At 47.9% G+C, this 16225-nt stretch carries 17 protein-coding genes and 1 riboswitch; of the genes, 10 read left to right on the forward strand and 7 right to left on the reverse strand.

Annotation, left to right across the window (positions count from 1 at the left end; translation table 11 throughout):
- Positions 1-108 precede the first annotated feature (108 nt).
- From BN1360_RS08860 to BN1360_RS08900, 8 genes are all read left to right on the forward strand, one after another.
- Positions 109-696, forward strand: coding sequence for a TOMM precursor leader peptide-binding protein (locus tag BN1360_RS08860; RefSeq protein WP_068779522.1), 588 nt, complete (start codon positions 109-111; stop codon positions 694-696).
- Positions 693-2090, forward strand: a complete 1398-nt coding sequence (locus tag BN1360_RS08865; RefSeq protein ID WP_068779523.1) for a YcaO-like family protein — start codon at positions 693-695, stop codon at positions 2088-2090. The genes BN1360_RS08860 and BN1360_RS08865 overlap by 4 nt, the downstream gene beginning before the upstream one ends.
- A 44-nt stretch (positions 2091-2134) precedes the next feature.
- Complete coding sequence (locus tag BN1360_RS08870) at positions 2135-2881, forward strand: nitroreductase family protein (protein WP_068779524.1); 747 nt, start codon at positions 2135-2137, stop codon at positions 2879-2881.
- Between the two features lie 231 nt (positions 2882-3112).
- Complete coding sequence (locus tag BN1360_RS08880; protein WP_068779525.1) at positions 3113-3499, forward strand: GntR family transcriptional regulator; 387 nt, start codon at positions 3113-3115, stop codon at positions 3497-3499.
- A 350-nt stretch (positions 3500-3849) separates the two neighbouring features.
- The gene (locus BN1360_RS08885; RefSeq protein ID WP_068779526.1) at positions 3850-4665 is read left to right on the forward strand and encodes a polyprenyl synthetase family protein; all 816 of its coding nucleotides are present in this window, start codon (positions 3850-3852) and stop codon (positions 4663-4665) included.
- A gap of 199 nt (positions 4666-4864) precedes the next feature.
- The gene (comX, locus tag BN1360_RS08890) at positions 4865-5041 is read left to right on the forward strand and encodes a competence pheromone ComX (protein ID WP_157259339.1); all 177 of its coding nucleotides are present in this window, start codon (positions 4865-4867) and stop codon (positions 5039-5041) included.
- Positions 5042-5103: 62 nt separating this feature from the next.
- Complete coding sequence (locus tag BN1360_RS08895; RefSeq protein ID WP_068779527.1) at positions 5104-7485, forward strand: ATP-binding protein; 2382 nt, start codon at positions 5104-5106, stop codon at positions 7483-7485.
- Complete coding sequence (locus BN1360_RS08900) at positions 7463-8122, forward strand: response regulator transcription factor (protein WP_068779528.1); 660 nt, start codon at positions 7463-7465, stop codon at positions 8120-8122. Before BN1360_RS08895 ends, BN1360_RS08900 begins: the two co-directional genes overlap by 23 nt.
- A gap of 44 nt (positions 8123-8166) precedes the next feature.
- On the opposite strand, the gene BN1360_RS08905 is transcribed toward BN1360_RS08900, so the two are convergent.
- Both BN1360_RS08905 and BN1360_RS08910 read right to left on the reverse strand, forming a co-directional pair.
- Positions 8167-8994: a TatD family hydrolase gene (locus BN1360_RS08905; protein ID WP_148466543.1), complete on the reverse strand. Its 828-nt coding sequence runs from the start codon at positions 8992-8994 to the stop codon at positions 8167-8169.
- 592 nt (positions 8995-9586) lie between these two features.
- Positions 9587-10552, reverse strand: a complete 966-nt coding sequence (locus BN1360_RS08910) for a tyrosine-type recombinase/integrase (RefSeq protein WP_068779530.1) — start codon at positions 10550-10552, stop codon at positions 9587-9589.
- Positions 10553-10776: 224 nt separating this feature from the next.
- Between BN1360_RS08910 and BN1360_RS08915 the strand changes: the two genes are divergently transcribed.
- Together BN1360_RS08915 and BN1360_RS08920 are read left to right on the forward strand one after the other, a co-directional pair.
- Positions 10777-11394, forward strand: a complete 618-nt coding sequence (locus tag BN1360_RS08915; protein ID WP_068779531.1) for an HD-GYP domain-containing protein — start codon at positions 10777-10779, stop codon at positions 11392-11394.
- A gap of 41 nt (positions 11395-11435) precedes the next feature.
- A complete protein-coding gene (locus BN1360_RS08920; RefSeq protein WP_148466544.1) occupies positions 11436-11786 on the forward strand; it encodes a hypothetical protein in 351 nt (116 codons plus the stop codon).
- 28 nt (positions 11787-11814) lie between these two features.
- Here the strand turns inward: BN1360_RS08920 and BN1360_RS08925 are convergent, their stop codons facing one another.
- From BN1360_RS08925 to BN1360_RS08945, 5 genes are all read right to left on the reverse strand, one after another.
- The gene (locus BN1360_RS08925; RefSeq protein WP_229520933.1) at positions 11815-12630 is read right to left on the reverse strand and encodes an ABC transporter ATP-binding protein; all 816 of its coding nucleotides are present in this window, start codon (positions 12628-12630) and stop codon (positions 11815-11817) included.
- Positions 12631-12645: 15 nt separating this feature from the next.
- Positions 12646-13416 (reverse strand): ABC transporter permease, encoded by a 771-nt coding sequence (locus tag BN1360_RS08930; RefSeq protein WP_068779533.1) that lies wholly within the window; start codon positions 13414-13416, stop codon positions 12646-12648.
- Complete coding sequence (locus tag BN1360_RS08935) at positions 13413-13706, reverse strand: thiamine-binding protein (protein WP_068779534.1); 294 nt, start codon at positions 13704-13706, stop codon at positions 13413-13415. Before BN1360_RS08935 ends, BN1360_RS08930 begins: the two co-directional genes overlap by 4 nt.
- A 114-nt stretch (positions 13707-13820) precedes the next feature.
- Positions 13821-14855, reverse strand: coding sequence for an ABC transporter substrate-binding protein (locus BN1360_RS08940; protein WP_068779535.1), 1035 nt, complete (start codon positions 14853-14855; stop codon positions 13821-13823).
- A 492-nt stretch (positions 14856-15347) separates the two neighbouring features.
- Positions 15348-15459, reverse strand: a riboswitch (TPP riboswitch).
- A gap of 183 nt (positions 15460-15642) precedes the next feature.
- Positions 15643-16155: a CcdC family protein gene (locus tag BN1360_RS08945; protein ID WP_068779536.1), complete on the reverse strand. Its 513-nt coding sequence runs from the start codon at positions 16153-16155 to the stop codon at positions 15643-15645.
- Between the last annotated feature and the right edge of the window lie 70 nt (positions 16156-16225).

Here is a 16225-nt window from a genome sequence, read left to right on the forward strand (position 1 = left end):
TGGGCGATTACTTAAAACTTTCTAGGGGGAGGTTGAAGAGATGTATTTCGGAGTATTTGAGGAGGAAAATGTAAGAGGCTTAATTGTTGGGAAAGGTGGCCGATCCATATGAGTCAGGTCACGATTCTGTACGAGAAGGAGGCTGTTAATCTGGCGGATCCGCTCGAAGGCTTGCTTGCAGGACTAGGCGTTGAAGTGAGCACAGTAAGTAAGTTTGCGGATGTTAGCATAGATTCCGAGCTGGTTGTCGTGCTGCAGGCTGAACAATGGGGGGAAGCGTTCAATACCTATGCACTGGAGCAGGGGATCACTTGGCTGCCTGTACAATTTTCCCACTCCACAGGCAGAATTGGACCGATTATCGTTCCCGGTTATTCAGCTTGTTATGAATGCGCGCAGCGGCGCGGCAGTTCGAACGGCCTTGCTCCTCTGGAGGCGAGGGATATCATGTTCGATCTGTCCTGGTCTGTACTGAGCGGTGTAATCGCCATCGAGACGGCAAAATGGATCTCGCGCCATACGAGCAGCTATCCACCGTTATCGCTCGGTCATATGATTGATTTTGACGCCTTCCACCTGCAGGGGGACGTGAATCCGGTCTACAAGGTGCCGACCTGTCCTTCCTGCGGAGCCAGGAGCCAGGCTCATCTCGCCGCACAGCCTTGGCGCGAGTCGGACCTGGTGCTTGGGCCATGAGCCGTACGTTGATTCGAAGGTCGGGAAGGGCGAGTTATGCAGGCCGCCCTGGGACCGACAACGCCGTGGTTTCGGTTCAGCTTCAAGGCTTGACATCAACCGTGCCAGATCATTTGCGGAAGGCGATTAGTCCGCATGGGGGCATGGTCAGGGAATTAATGAATTTAAGTTCGGACCCTGGGGATCCCAGACTATATTTGAGTTTAGCTGTTCCGGCCAACCCGAAATTTCTCGCGGAGGGACAGCATGGTCTGATCGATTTCTTAGCCCGCGGAGTGGGATTGACGCTGGAGGAGGCCAATACGACCGCTGTTGCGAAAGCGATTGAGCGTTATTGTGCCGCTTACGTTATTCCGGAACGTCTGGTACTTGCAAGTTGGGAAGAACTTGGCGAGGATGCACTGCATCCGGCCGAACTTCCGTTATTTACAAAAGAGCAGTACGAACAGTGGCAATTTCCATATCAGCCCTTCACAGAGCGATCCAAGATTCGCTGGGTGCATGGCCGCAGTCTGACAACGGGCCGAACGAAATGGGTACCGGCCGCAATCGCCTGGGACTCGTATGTCCCGCAGAGCGGAGATGAGGAAGCGATATGCTTCGGCCTCATGACCGGGTCGGCGGCGGGAACAACAAAGGAGCAGGCTATGATTGAAGGTCTGCTCGAGATCATCGAGCGGGATGCCTTCATGATTATGTGGTACAATTCGCTCTCGCTGCCGAGACTGGATACCCGCCATTTGTCCGTTATGGATCATTTCAAGGAGCTGCTCGATCCGAATAAATTCGAGTTAACGATGATCGATACAACGAGCGACATCGGTATCCCTTCCGCATTGGGTCTGCTGATGACCCGCGAAGGCAAAGTATCGGTCGGCGGATCGGCCCGGCTATCGATGGGGGAAGCTGTATACAAGACGCTGCTGGAGATAAGCCAATTGTTCATCGGTAATAAGTCGCAACTCTATTCGAAATCGCTCCCGCCGCTGCTGCCGCATCAGGTTACTGATTACGGATTGAGGCAACCTTATTATGAACAGCCCTTTGCCCATGAAGAATTAGCATTCGCCACGGCTTCCAGCGAGTTCCGATCCGTCCAGCCGGCTCCGCCTATTGCAGCGGGTACGGAAACGGAGCGCCTTCAATATATCGTTCAGCAATTTGCAAACCGGGGGCTTGAAGTGCTGTGTGTCGACTTAACCACGGACGATGTCCGTCAACTTGGATTGCATGTCGTCAAGATGATCGTTCCGGGTACGGTCCAGCTGCCGCGCAGCGAGAAGGAGCGGATTATTACCAGTGAACGGATCTATAAGACGCCGGTGGAGCTGGCCCTCCGAACAGAGCCGATCCAGCCGCAAAATTTGAATCGCAGCCCGCATCCGTTTCCATAAAGATCACCAGCTTTCACTCATCAAATCATAAGGATGTGATACCCATGCAAATCAAATATATGGATTGGCGATCCGATCAGGATTTGGAGGAGGAGCATTTAGCGATGACTTATCATCTCAACTCCAATCATTATCCGCAGCTGGATGTATTGACCCGATCACGCATGAAAATGCTGAAAAATCTGTTCATGCAGATGAATCAGGCAGTAACGCCAGCCAAGCGTTATTATGCCGCGGAGCGGTTCAAGGTCGATGAACTCTATCAAGAGGGCCATCCCTATATAGCCGAGTTGATCGCAGGCCTGGAGAAGCTGCAGCGCACGACCGTCCCGTTCTGGGATTTCGAGAGCCTGAAAGGCCTGGGTCCAACCGATAAGCTGGACGCTCTTGATTTATATTTTTTGTCCAAGAGTCAGACCGATGGAAACTACGAGCTCTTCTATTACAGCCCGGTAGAGAAATTCATAGAATATGTCAAGGAAGAGGAGGATCCACGCTGGTGGAGCAAGGCTTTTGACAAAAGCCTGGAATTTTGCGATGGGGACTTGGCCTTGTTCATCACCGCGAATATGAACCGCAGCATCAGGCTGTTCGGAGAGCGGGGCTACCGCCTATGCATGCTTGAGGGCGGCCGGTTGACAGAGCGCCTTGTGCGCAGCTCGCAAGAGGGCGGAGGCTCATCGCTCGTTCCGGTAATGACGTTCTATGATAAGCCAGTGCAGGAGCTGCTTGGCGTGGATGGCTATTATGATGTTGTGCTGTCGAGCCTCATATTTCGCGGGGAGGAATAGGGATGTACGAATATAAATTTGAGAGAGTTGATTTGCGCGGAATTATCGAGAATAAACCGGTCCAGGACTATCATGAGGCTGTGCATGAGCATGCCAGACAGGGATGAAGACTGCTGCAAATTTTCGCCCCCAGTGCGCAAGGATTTGGAACTGCCAACCACTACGAGCTGATCTTCGAACAGGATGTTCAGCCCAATTAGGGCTTGCGTTATGCAGGAAGAAGGGATACGAATGAGCCGTATACTGCCTATCGTTATATCGCCGGAGTCCAATGAGCCCTTATATGTTCAGATTCGCGAACAGGTTCGGGCCCTGATTGTTAGCGGCGACCTGCCGGATGGCATGATGCTGCCCTCACTCCGTGAATTAGCCAGGGAGTTATGCTGCAGCCTTGTGACCGTACGCCGAGTATATACGGACCTTGAGCGAGAGAAGTTGCTGACGGTCAGAAAAGGGATCGGCACCTTTGTCAAATTTGAAAACGGCTGCTTCAATCACGAGTGGAGCTGCTCGCAAGTCAGTCGCGCGCTGGAAGGGGCTGTTCAGATGGCTCGGATGTATCAGATTACTTCCGAAGAAATGACGAATATGCTCCATCAGTTGTTATACTGCGACTAAATATAAAAAATATATTCCATGCTTAGGAGACTACTTGCCGAGCTTCAGGGCTTGCCATCAGAAATTAACAGAATAGAGCTTGCTTATAAAGTTTATTCGATGAATATTTCATGGAATAAGCTTTTTTTTTTGTAATTTTTCCCCGGTTATTTTTGCTAGGGAAGCAGGGGTTAATTCGTAGTTATGGAATACATATAAAGAATTGGATATTTTTATAATTTGTTTCATATGGAGGTTATAATGTGGAGCCCTTTGCGGAAATACTAGAAATAGAGTTGCGCGAAAGTTTGAGAACCTATTTTAGTGTCCCACAGCTCTATGAACACGCACTCGCATGTCTTGAGGACAAAATGCAAGAATCTTCTATGCTATTGGGCCGAATGACCGTACTTCATTATCGGATGTTCGCAGGTGGAGACACAAAGGACATTTACCGGGCAGCTGCGGCGATCGAGCTGATGATGCTTAGCTTGGACATCATTGATGACATACAGGATAAGGATAACGGGAAGATGGCCTGGAATCAGCTGCCGTCCGAAATCGCCCTGAATATCGGTATCGGTATGCTGACTCTCTCCGGGGAGCTTATTCTATCAACCGGTTTCCCGGATGAACGGAGATTAGCGGCGGCGCAGCTTCTTAATCAAGGGATTCTTATCGCCGTGAACGGGCAAATGACGGATCTGTACAACGAGATCGGCTCGGAAGAAGAATACATTGAGATGGTATCGCAGAAATCGGCGGCCCTTCTCGTTACCGCGAGTATGATCGGTACGGTGCTGGCGACTGGTGAATGGATCGAGGAAGTCAAGTTGTATGCGGAGCAGTTGGGTATCGCCGCCCAGATCAAAAATGACATTCGTGACCTGCTTAATTGGGATGATAAGAATGACTTTTTGAATCGGAAAAAGACGCTCCCGACGCTGTACTTGCTGCAATCCGTCCCCGAAGAGGCACACTGGATCATCGATTATTTCGAGGGGCGTCTTGATTTTGCCGATGTTGTAGGACGCAGGCAGGAGGTTGAGCAGATGATAGAATCAACGGGAACGCTGATCTATACCTCCGTCCGCATGAGAACGCACTATTACCGTTATTTGGATCATATCGAACGTCTTAATCTGGAGCCGCACTGGAAGGAGAAGATGCTCTCTTTTGCAGAATAAAGGCTGATGCCGCGGGATATTGAAAATTTTGCCCCATATACTAAGCAACCGCAAATGGCGGCCGCAAATCACGCAAGTCCCGCAAAAAGGTTTGCGGGAAATACGGGAGCGGTTGTCGTTTTCAACGTTTGAAATGACCTGTATATTGGGCTTAAGAGGAAAACCTCTTAATCAAATAACCCAATTGGAGGGATTTAAGATGTTGAAGGAACTGATTCAAGCAATGGTTAAAGATTCCGGTGCAATGATGAATATTCGGACAGGACAGCTTCAATTGGCAGGCATGAGCGCCGTCGAGGAAAGAGCATTAATCGATGTGCTTAAAGACCAAGGAGATATGAGTAAAGAACCGCTTCGTTTTATTCCATGGTGCTAATAACATCATTCTTATAAAGAATGCTGATTAAGTGAACTAATCTAAAATGTGAGGGAACAACATTGGCACATAAAACAAAAATGTCGGTATTCATAGTTCTTATAAGCATTCTTGTAGGATATCTATCTTTCTCCATATATAAGAACCCCTTTATCGGAGCGCTAGTTGCTGATCAGGGCACAGGACAGTATGTGGTCACAGAGTTCTCTTCCAAGAGCAGCTGGGGGAACGGGAGAATATTAGTCGGGGATACGATTCTGGAGGTAAACGGCCAGCCGGCGAAGGACTTCTTCACGATTAAGACATACGGCTTGCTGGAGAGGGCATCTTCGATCGTTCTGAACCGGGCAGGTGAGGATGGCACACCAAACATTATTTTGCTTCACGTATCCAATGAGCTATCGTTGAATGAATTGATGATCCAGCTTATCTCGCCGCTTATCTCCGTACTTCTATTCTCCGGTTTATCCCTCTTCGTATATCAGAGGAAGAAGGGCGATCCGGCCGCCATCCAGTTGATTCTGTTTTTTTTATCGATCGGAATCGCTTATTTAAGCTCGCTCTCTTCAGGAAGAGCTGACCCGATAGGCAGACTGACCATGACGTTTGCCATTCTCATGGTGCCGATCTTCTTCCTGCAATTTATGACGTATTATCTGGATCGCTATCAGGAGAAAATGATTAGTCGCTATTCTCTAGGATTTTTCTATACCGTAGTTTGTATCGTTCTTGGACTCAATATTTGCAAAATAATATTTAATTACGGATCGCCAAGTGTCATATCAACCTTGATACTGATCTATTTTATAGGTATTAATATTTATATTGTCTTAAGATTGGCGCAAAAGTTTATTGCTCATCGCCACGGACCGTTGAAGTCTTTATTTAAATTAATTTTGATCGGACATATAACGGGCTTTTTCCCGTTTGTATTTTTGTTTGCTGTGCCCCAGTTGTTTGGCATATCCTTTTTATCTCCGGAAATCGCTGCGGTATTTCTCTTGACTATTCCAATTGTTTATTTGTATATGTTCACGACTAAGCAGTTGTTTGATATTGATTTTCTAATCAATCGGGTTTTCTATTATGCCAGTCTGTCCTTTTTGCCTACACTTGTCATCTGTTTGCTGACGGTGCTTATTTTGAATCAGAATAATCAATCCTGGGTCAAGTGGTGTCAATTGTTTCTCGCTTGCTATTTATTGATTACGCTGATGCTGTTCCTGAAAGAGTATGCGGATCTGAAGCTGCGGCCAAGGCTAAATAAGGATCTGCATAATTTTCAAGGCAGTCTCAATCGGTTCTCTGCTCGAATATCACGCGTTATGAAGCGTTCTGACCTGGAACGCGTATTGGAGCAGGAAATTTATAGTGTGCTGCCGGTCAAGAAAGTGGCTTTTCTTGAGATCGATACGGATCAGCTTGGGGAGCTTAAGCTGGATGAATCGCTTGCCGATATCCGGAAGTCTGTGATTGAAGCAGTCCGGGGCTCCGCGAACCATTTAATGATTGGAACTGTGCTTAATGTGGAGAGAGGCATCTGTGTGATTGCCGGCAAGAAGCAGAGTATTCTGCATTTGATGTGGCTGGATGTGAAGGGGAACAGGACCAAATATAATCTGGATGAACTGGCCTGGCTGCGCACGCTGGCTAACTACAGTGCGATCGTATATGAGAATTTGTATCTGATTGAGAGCCTGGTTGAGGAATTGGAGGTAGAGTTCCAGAAGCAGAAGGGAGCCGACTCTTCGCCATGGCTGCTGCGATTGATATTCAAGCTGGCTGAGAAGGAGCGGCGCAAGCTGGCCTCGGATCTTCATGATTCGGCGCTTCAGGATCAATTGATCTGGTATCGCAATCTGGAATCCGCGATGTTGGACCATGATATGTCGCCGGAGCTTCATCAGAACCTGGTCGATATTAGAGAAGGCTTGCTGGATGTTATTCACCAGATTCGCGAGACATGCAATGAGCTGCGTCCGCCTTTGCTTCAGGAGATGGGGATTGTCGAAGCTCTGCGGGGGTTGTTTGAACAGGCGCAGATCCGCTCAAATTATGTGATTGATTTTCAGTCCGATTCATTTACGGCGGATATTAATGATGAGCAGATGCTTACGATATTCCGTATCGTGCAGGAGCTGCTTCGTAATGCCGGCAAGCATGCCAAGGCCTCTAATATTATCATAACCCTGGAACAAAAAAGCGATATATGGCTTACCTATAAGGATGACGGGATCGGGCTGAAGCTGGAGGATCTCAACGATTCCTATCAGCATATGGGTTTATCGGGCATTAAGGAGCGGGTGCATAGCCTGGAGGGAGCGATCCACTTCAGATCGGAGCCTGGAGAAGGGCTCGAAGTCCAGATATCATTACCGCTGGAGTCAGCAAGTATGGACAGAGAAAGCGAGGAGGATACAGATGGTTCGAATATTGCTGGTTGATGATCATCCCTCAGTAGGCGAGGGGACCAAAAATATGATTGAGCAGGACCCGGATATGAAGGTCACGGTGCTTATGTCTGCGATGGAAGCGATGGAGCTGGTGGAGGAGGAGAGCTTCGATGTGATGCTGTTTGATTTGAACATGCCGGTGATCAGCGGGATTGAGCTAACGAAGCGAATTATGAAGGTTAAGCCGGAGAGCCGCATTCTGATATATACAGGGTATGAGATCAGCCCTAATTTCAACATTCTCGTGGAATCGGGCGTCAGCGGCGTGGTCAGTAAGACCGCAACCCGTGAGCAGCTGTTAAATGCGATCCGTTGTGTTCTGCGCGATGAGGCAGTGATTCCGGTATCGCTGCTGCGTCAATTGCGGCGTAGAGAAATTCGCCTGAACCAGGGGCGGGAAGAGAAATCGATGGAAGAGGTGTCGATTAATGAGCGGGAGCAGGAAATACTCCAGGAGGTCTCGAATGGAAGCAGCAATAAGGAGATTGCCTCCAAGCTGTTGATGAGCCAGCGAACGGTCGAATATAATCTGACACGTATCTTCGAAAAGCTTAATGTGCGTTCACGATCGGAAGCGATTGTGGAGGCCAGACGGCTGGGGTTAATTCACTCCAGTGAGTTCGTATAAAAACGCAAAGAGAGAGCCATCCCATGGGATGGCTCTTTATGATATTAGGCAAGGCCATAGAAGCGGAGAGTGTTATCGTATAGCATCTTTCTGGCTTCCTCCAGCGGCAGGCCCCGAATCCTCGCCCAGGCAACAGCTGCGTCATTGACCATTTTCGGGTGGGTGATCTGCCCGGTAAAAGGCCCTTCAAAAGGCCAGGGTCCATCGGTCTCCACCATCACCTGGTCAGCCGGGTAAACGCGAGCCAGATCGATAATTTCCTCTTCATACAGAATATCAGGAGTGAATGATACGTAGTAACCGGATTCAGCCATCCTGGCAATCGTTGCGGCCGATCCTTTAAACCAGTGGAAATGCGCCTTTTTGATCTCATATTGCTCCAGAAGATCGCAGACTCGGTCGGCATCGTCGTATACGGCATGCAGGATAACCGGCTTATTATGTTTCTTTGCGAAGTGGAGCATGATCTCAAGCAGTTGGACATATGGCTCCAGATCAAATGGCTTCCCCTGCTCAGCAGCTTCCAGCCGCGAATAGTAAGGCAGGCCAACTTCACCGACCGCAACCATCTCCGCGGTATGATTATCCATCCATTGCAGGAGTCGCTGCAGCGCCTCCTCGGAAGGCACCCTCTGTTCCGGATGATAGCCAAAGGCCGGGTATAAAAATCCAGGATATGATTCAGCGAGCTTCAGGTTCTCCTGACTGGATTCCAGATCCTTGGAGACAGCAATCATAGCCTTGATGTTATAGTCGCGCATGTCTTGGATGATGGCTGTCCTCTCATTTGCTTCATACATCTCAAAATGAATATGGGCATCCATCAAAGGCAGCCACTTGGGCCTCATTAGCGGTGAAAGATCTGAACTCATCAGCGATTCCTTCCTTTCCTGAACGTTCATTTTCACCTTTTACTATACATTTATGGCAGGTCTAATGCTATATCCTCGTGAAATATGGCGGATATGTCGTACAATATTAATTATGCGACGTAGAGTATGCAAAAAGAACGAGTATTGGTAAGGTTTGTTATTGTAACTATTTAACATTATAGGACAAAAGAACAACGTTTGCACGGCTATAAAGTTACATTAGTAGGAAAAAAGGTTCAATTTATTAAAATTGTACTTGACATTTTAATAGAATTGGAAAATATTCGGATGAATCCTGTAAAAATGTCATGCTATTCACTACTTATACATCCATGGCGGGGGACTTCTCTCTCCACGTGGACATGACAGCTTCACTGTATACGACGATACATTGCAGAAAAACTGCAAAATGCAGCCTTTTCATGTGATACTCTTAAATCTTAATAAAATTCCTGCAAATATGCAGGAATTTTTTATGTTTTCTCCTCAAACCGGGCCTTTTTTAATCAAAACCGTATGTTTACAGTAACTATTAAAAACAAATGACCTAGATGATAGTTGCTTGCATTTTGCAGTTAACTTTCTCCTTCGCTTAAATAAACTCCTGCAAACAATCCTGAACGAAATCCGGGGCCGCTTTCTTTAATTGTTCCACTGTATGTAGATATCTCTGTGTTGTATTAATATGCGAATGCCCGAGACTCTCCTGAACCTGTTGCAGCGAGGCCCCCTGCAGCAGAGCCAGAGTTGCATTTGTATGCCGCAGCCAGTGCGGAGTAGGCTTCTTGCTCAAATTACACCGCTCTCCTGCCTCCCGAATAATACGCTGAATTTGTCTGGGCGAAATTGGAAACAGTAATAGATCCGGATCTGGATCCTTACTCTCTGCAAGACAATGAGCATGCTCGGTATACAAAACCCACAACTTATGCGGAATTTTCACTTCACGGATTTTACCTCGTTTAGCATAAGAGATGGTCAGCCAGATCGACGTCTCCAGTGGATCTGTATGGAAATCTCCCCAACGGATATGGGTAAGCTCAGAGACACGCAGTCCAAGCATGACCAGGGATAGTCCTATCAAGTAGTTACGCAGACTTTGTTCGCGCAAGCTATCCAGCAGCTTGCCAACTTCTTTTTTGGTTAAAAAATTTTTGCGGCTTGTCACAGTAATTTGCGGGATTTTTGTACTTAACGTAGGGTTATTGTCAAAAATACCGATACTGCTGTCACTTCCCCATTTATAGAAGGACTTCAACGGTGCGATAAATGCTGCAACACTCGCTGGCGCAAGGGATCTCCCGCCCTCCCGGTAAATGCCCTGTGACAAATAAAGCTTATAAGCCTCGATTTCCCTCCAGGTGACATCCTTCATGGGCATACCTGATAAAAAACCACGGAAATGCTCAAGTGCTCGATAATAATTTTTTCTCGTATTGGGTACCTTGGCACATACTTCCAGAAACATTTGTATGATCTGCTCATCACGATATTCTTGGCTCAGTGAATGGAAAAAATATTGTTCCGAAACTTCCATCATATAGTTATGTAGCTCCATGGTATTAGCCTCCTGTTGACGTGTTGTGATGTCGCATAATTAATATTGTACGACATCATTCCCGTGGTGATCATATTTTATTCATATCGGCTAAATTCCGGTATATTTCTACTTTTATAGGTTGGTAGTTTTTTGAAAATTAAAGAAGGGGCGGACCATAGGACAGGCGGGATTAATGTGGTGTAACCAGAGCTTCAGGCAGACTAAGTTTTAGGGGGATAAACGTGGTCGTTTCAGCTGATCTTATAGAACAACTGTATATAGATAAGCATTCAGATATGGCATCATGGATCAAGTTATTGTTGTACAAGCATCCCGAGATCTATCATCACTCTGTAAGAGTGGCTATGCTAGCCGAAAAAATAGCAAAGCCGCTGGAGCTGAGCATGGAAGATAAGGGGCAGCTCGTTCGTGGCTGTTTTCTGCATGATATAGGCAAGTCGATGATTCCCCGCGAGGTTGTGCTCCGGAAGGAATCGTTGTCGGAGAATCAGCTTGAGATTATCAAGCTATACCCTATCATAGGGGCCGAGATGATTGAGAGTAATCCGGGCTTTGGCTCGGATATTATTCACATCGTTAAGTATCATCAGGAGAGATGGGATGGAAGCGGATATCCGGAGGGGTTAAATGGGGAGGAGATTCCTTATACGGCCAGGATTTGCGCAGTAATTGACACCTTTGACCTGATGATGTCAAGCCGAAAGGATAACAAGAAATATAAGGTGGGAGATGCCAAGCGTGAGTTATTGAAGCTACGGGGGACCGAGTTTGATCCTGAGATTGTGGACGCTTTGGCCAAATTGCCGGACCAGGTTCTGAATATTTTTTCACTAGACTAGATTTAAGCTTAAATATTGGGCTGGAAATGGAGGATACATCATTGATGCAAGCAGATCTGCAAATTCTCGAGTACCCGGATGTAAGTGACAAGAAACTGAAAGAAGCCATGATGGCTGGTATGAGAGTGATTAATTTGCAAGTAGTATTATCTTTGGATTGTGAGCAGCCTTTACTGCGCATTTGCATGATCGATGCTAAGCTTGGAGCCGTTCATCAGGTGTTCGACAGCAATCCGAAGGTACCGATGTGGTTAGGAAAGGAAGCGAGCAGAGAGGTCTATCAGACGTCCTGGCTTATCGCTGTAGATACAGAGCCGGAATATATCCGGCAGTGGTTGCTGCTGATGCAGGATGTCGATCAAGTAAAGATCACAGAGTATACTTGCCAATAAAAAAAACAGCCGAAAGTGACGACAGTAGTCAATTCACCGCGGCTGTTTTTTTGTGCATTTGTTCGCGCATTTGAGCGGCGATCTCACGCTTAAGCTCCAGGAAGCGAGGATCATCAAGCAGTTGCTCCGAGCGAGGACGGGCAAAAGGGACATCGATCTTGTGCAATATGGACGCCGGTCTGCTGGAAAATAAATAGATCGTATCCGACAGCATAAGCGCTTCTTCAATGCTATGTGTAATCATAAGCACAGTGCGCTGATTCTCTTCCCATATATCGAGCAGCCAGCGCTGCATATCGCTTCGGGTTAAGGCATCAAGCGCGCTGAAGGGTTCGTCCAGGCAGAGAACTTCCTGCGGAGCAAGCAGGCCACGTAAGAAGGAAGCGCGCTGCTGCATACCGCCTGACAGCTTGTGGGGGTAAGCCTGTTCGAATTCAGCCAATCCGGCCTTGGTCAGCCAGGCTCTTGCTTCTTCACGTGCCGCTTTCATCGGCATGCCCGCAATTTCTCTGGCCAGAATAACATTGTCGAGCGTGCTGCGCCAAGGAAAAAGCGCTGGCTTTTGCGGAACATAGCTGATGTGGCCACGCTGCCCTGTGATGTCTGCGCCATGCAGCAGCACCTTGCCCGCGTCCGGCTTGACCAGGCCGCCGATGACGTGGAATAAAGTGCTCTTTCCGCAGCCGGACGGACCGATTATGGACACAAACTTCCCGGTTGGAACGGATAATGAGACATTATTCAGCACAGGCAAACTTTGTTTTCTCTCGCGAAATGCCAGACGGGCCATCTGGACTTCCAGAGCGAGAGGGAGCGGCGTGTGCTCATTCATCTTTGTATTCATGGCGTAAGCCCCTTTCTATTTATCATCATTGGACGGATGGTAGCGAATAAGCCATTTCTCAATGAATGAGATAAGCAGGAACATCGCCAGGCTAATCGTTACGATGATCGCAATAGCGACGAATATTTTATCGGTGCGAAAGGATGATTTCTGCAGCATCATATAATAACCGATGCCTTTGTCCGCGCCGATCCATTCTGCGATGATCGCCCCCATAACGCTGTAGGTAGCGGCAATCTTTGCCCCGGACATGATCGCGGGTAATGCATACGGCACTTCCAGCTTGGTGAAAATATTCCACTTTGAAGCTCCGGCCATCCGCATATAGTCCAGCATAACTCGATCTGTACGGCTTAACCCGTCCATAGCCGCCACTGCAATGGGAAAGAAGCAGACCAGGGTAATGACGATGATTTTAGGTAGAATCCCAAATCCAAACCAGATCATAAGCAAGGGGGCCAAGGCGATGATCGGAACATTCTGGCTGAGAATGATCAGCGGATAGAGCGCTTTTCTAAGAAAAGGGATATAGTGCAGTACAAAAGCGACCAGAAGCCCAACGAGGGTACCGATCGAGAACCCTAGCAGCATCAGCTTAAGCGTAGCCTGTGTATGCTCCCACAATCCGGCCACACCAGCCTTCGCTTCTTGCGCGATATCGACAGGGCTCGGCAGCATCCACTTATCGATATTAAATAAAGATGTGGCCGTTTGCCATAGAATGAGGAACAAGATGACCGCCACAAGGGGCGGCCATACACTGCTCCAGATACGTCGGAGTCTCATGGACGGTATTTCTCCGTCAGTTTATCCATGCTGGCACCTTCCGGATTGTAGTAGATTTTAATCTGGGAGATTACATTTTTGCTACCGAATTCAATGACAGCTTCGTTCATTTCTTTGACAATGTCCAGCAGTCGGCTGAGCTCGCCCTCCATTGTTGTCTCCAGCGGGCTCACCTGATACTTCACACCAGAAGCCTGAATGACTTCAATTGCACGATCGACGTAAGGAATCGAATCTTCCCCGCCCGGTGTCTTCGGAATAATCTGAATACTTACTAATGCATTAGCCATATATGGACATCCTCTCTGATCACAGAATTGTAGAACCGTCTTGGTGCTGCTAACGGGCCCCTTGAGTACATACTTATAGAAATTGAGGTTTACATTTATAGTGCAGGCATCTTGTTATTTGTTCTCCGGCAGAAAATTATTGGTGAAAGCAGCATCTGTATCCAGCGGTTTCTCAATCAGCTTCTTCTCATACATCCAATCGGAGTAATTCTGCCATACGGGTTGCTTCTGCTCCCCCCAACGGGCAGCATCATCCTGGTATTTCGGGCTAAGCCATTTCTGACTGGCCATAACCAGGTCTTTATCGAGATCAGGAACAGCACTCAGCAGAATATCAGCTGCTTCCTCCGGATGCTGGATCGCATATTGATATCCTTTGGAAGTGGCACGCAGGAAGGCCTTGATTAATTCAGGATCGTCCTTGATCAGCTTCTCATTGGTTGTAATAACCGGAGTATAGTAGTCGAGCTTATCCGAATAGTCTTTTACGTAGAGCATATCGAGCGGTTCGCCGCGCAGCTCGGCTTCGATCCCCGTCCAGGCATAAAAAATCCAGGCGAAATCGATATCTCTTTTCACGGCGGTGAAGAAGTCGGCTTCGCCCATATTGATCATTTTTACCTTGCTAACATCCCCGCCATCGATGTCCATGATCGATTTCATGACGGCCTCTTCGACAGGTGAGCCCCAGCCGCCGTAGCTTTTTCCTTCAAAATCCTTAGGTGTCTTGATGTTCCGGTCCACAGGCGCGGCAAAGCCGGATGTATTATGCTGAATAACGGCCGCGATTGAGACGAGGGGCACGCCTTGGGTGCGGCCTTGTGTCACGCTCTCCTGATAGCTGATTCCGAAAGGCACCTCACCGGATGCCACCATTGCGTCCGCACCGCCAGAGCCCGGCAGCAGGATGTCCAGCTTAAGGCCCTCCTCTTCATAGAAGCCTTTGGCCTGTGCGACATAGAGGCCAGTATGGTTCGTATTCGGACTCCAATCCAGTACGAATTTAACATCGTGCAGTTCCTTCGTCTGTTCTCCCGTTGCCGCATTTCCGTTATCGGCCGGGGTGTTGGCGTTATTAGCTTGGCCACAACCTGCGATGATAACAAGCAGGCAGGACAGGGCAAGCAGAATCCATTTTGATCGATGCAAGGATATTCCCTCCTTCAAAATGTCTAATCCGTATTCACTTCCAGAAGCAGTTCCAAAAAGGCCAATTTGGATCAGAAAACCTTCGAGGCCGATTCAAGGAGGAGCGATCGCGATGCGCAAGGTAGTCTTTCCCGCGATATAAAATCTGATCAGTGCAGCTGCTAACCTATCAGTTCTATATCTAACATAAAGTAACACCAAGCGCTTATTCGACATCGAATCCTGAATTCAGCCGGGCTTTAAGCAGATGCTTACAAAGTCGTTCTCTAACGAAAACGTGCAGCTTCGCTCCTCAGGCCCCGGCCCCAGCTTGTTCCAGCCTTTGCTTCGCTGAAAACTGAACTTTTTGAACACGCACTTCCAGAGGAACTTACACTTCTAGTGTCCCTGATCACTTCCGAATGAAGCCGATAGTTAATAGGCTTAAATATACAGGATGCAAAAAAAGCGCCCCGGATCGGGACGCATAGGTGCACTTGAATATGAGCATAGCTTCATACCTGCATTTCTTCCTACGCTGGCATTACCCAGATCAGGTTAAAGGGTCAGTATCTTCGCGGGATACAATCTCAGCCGGCCTATTCCAGCTCCCCTGAACTATTGAACTACGGATTACAATTGCCATTATAGTTCGCTGTTGCAGATATGTCCAGTTAGAAAATGCAATATCATCGCTTCGCATCTCCGAAGAGATGGAGCCATTAACCGCGGAGGGGAAGGAGTCGCTGCCCCGATCTGCAGCCACTTGTTCTGGCTGCCAATCTTGTTTAAGATAGGGTTAATCGCTTCATGCTTCGGGATTTACTGGGTTCATCTCGGTCTGATTCGTAACGGCGCGATACTTCTTGAGCATATAGAGCCGCCAGCGTACAATCATACCGAAGGCGAGAATAAAGAAGAGCGAGCCGGTCTGAAGAATGGAGACATATTGCTCGATCACTTCATGCAGAGCCAGTCGAATCACAAGCAGACCGATCAGAATGAAGGCGAATCCGCTGGATCTTTTGGCAAAGACTTGTCCGTCCTTCATTTCAAAATGAGTAGTGCGAATGAGCGGATAGGAGAACAAAAGCCAGCCTGCAGCAAAAGCAATGACTCCATACAGGACGGGAATCCGCATCTGCGGCTCCACGAACATGGCGAAACCGGTAGCCATACCAAGCGGAGGAATAATAATCTTCTTGATCGTCACCGGACGGTTGCTGGCCTTAAGTCTGACGATGATGACTGATACGGCCATCAGGATCATAACAGCCGTTGCAATGATCCGCATATAAAAAGGGCTAATGGCGTCCACAATAACACCCCTTCTTTAATGTATTTGGTGGGTCAGTTACGCTAAAAATCAACGTTTTGAATTACCTCTTAGG

The sequence above is a fragment of the Paenibacillus sp. GM2 genome, from assembly GCF_900069005.2.
In the GTDB taxonomy this organism is placed as follows: Bacteria; Bacillota; Bacilli; order Paenibacillales; family Paenibacillaceae; genus Fontibacillus.

What these genes read in the sequence shown, in the direction of transcription:
- BN1360_RS08860 (WP_068779522.1), top strand. Translation starts at nt 109, where the DNA reads ATGAGTCAGGTCACGATTCTGTACGAGAAGGAGGCTGTTAATCTGGCG.
- BN1360_RS08865 (WP_068779523.1), top strand. Translation starts at nt 693, where the DNA reads ATGAGCCGTACGTTGATTCGAAGGTCGGGAAGGGCGAGTTATGCAGGC.
- BN1360_RS08870 (WP_068779524.1), top strand. Translation starts at nt 2,135, where the DNA reads ATGCAAATCAAATATATGGATTGGCGATCCGATCAGGATTTGGAGGAG.
- BN1360_RS08880 (WP_068779525.1), top strand. Translation starts at nt 3,113, where the DNA reads ATGAGCCGTATACTGCCTATCGTTATATCGCCGGAGTCCAATGAGCCC.
- BN1360_RS08885 (WP_068779526.1), top strand. Translation starts at nt 3,850, where the DNA reads ATGCAAGAATCTTCTATGCTATTGGGCCGAATGACCGTACTTCATTAT.
- comX (WP_157259339.1), top strand. Translation starts at nt 4,865, where the DNA reads ATGTTGAAGGAACTGATTCAAGCAATGGTTAAAGATTCCGGTGCAATG.
- BN1360_RS08900 (WP_068779528.1), top strand. Translation starts at nt 7,463, where the DNA reads ATGGTTCGAATATTGCTGGTTGATGATCATCCCTCAGTAGGCGAGGGG.
- BN1360_RS08905 (WP_148466543.1), bottom strand. Translation starts at nt 8,994, where the DNA reads ATGAGTTCAGATCTTTCACCGCTAATGAGGCCCAAGTGGCTGCCTTTG.
- BN1360_RS08910 (WP_068779530.1), bottom strand. Translation starts at nt 10,552, where the DNA reads ATGGAGCTACATAACTATATGATGGAAGTTTCGGAACAATATTTTTTC.
- BN1360_RS08925 (WP_229520933.1), bottom strand. Translation starts at nt 12,630, where the DNA reads ATGAATACAAAGATGAATGAGCACACGCCGCTCCCTCTCGCTCTGGAA.
- BN1360_RS08930 (WP_068779533.1), bottom strand. Translation starts at nt 13,416, where the DNA reads ATGAGACTCCGACGTATCTGGAGCAGTGTATGGCCGCCCCTTGTGGCG.
- BN1360_RS08935 (WP_068779534.1), bottom strand. Translation starts at nt 13,706, where the DNA reads ATGGCTAATGCATTAGTAAGTATTCAGATTATTCCGAAGACACCGGGC.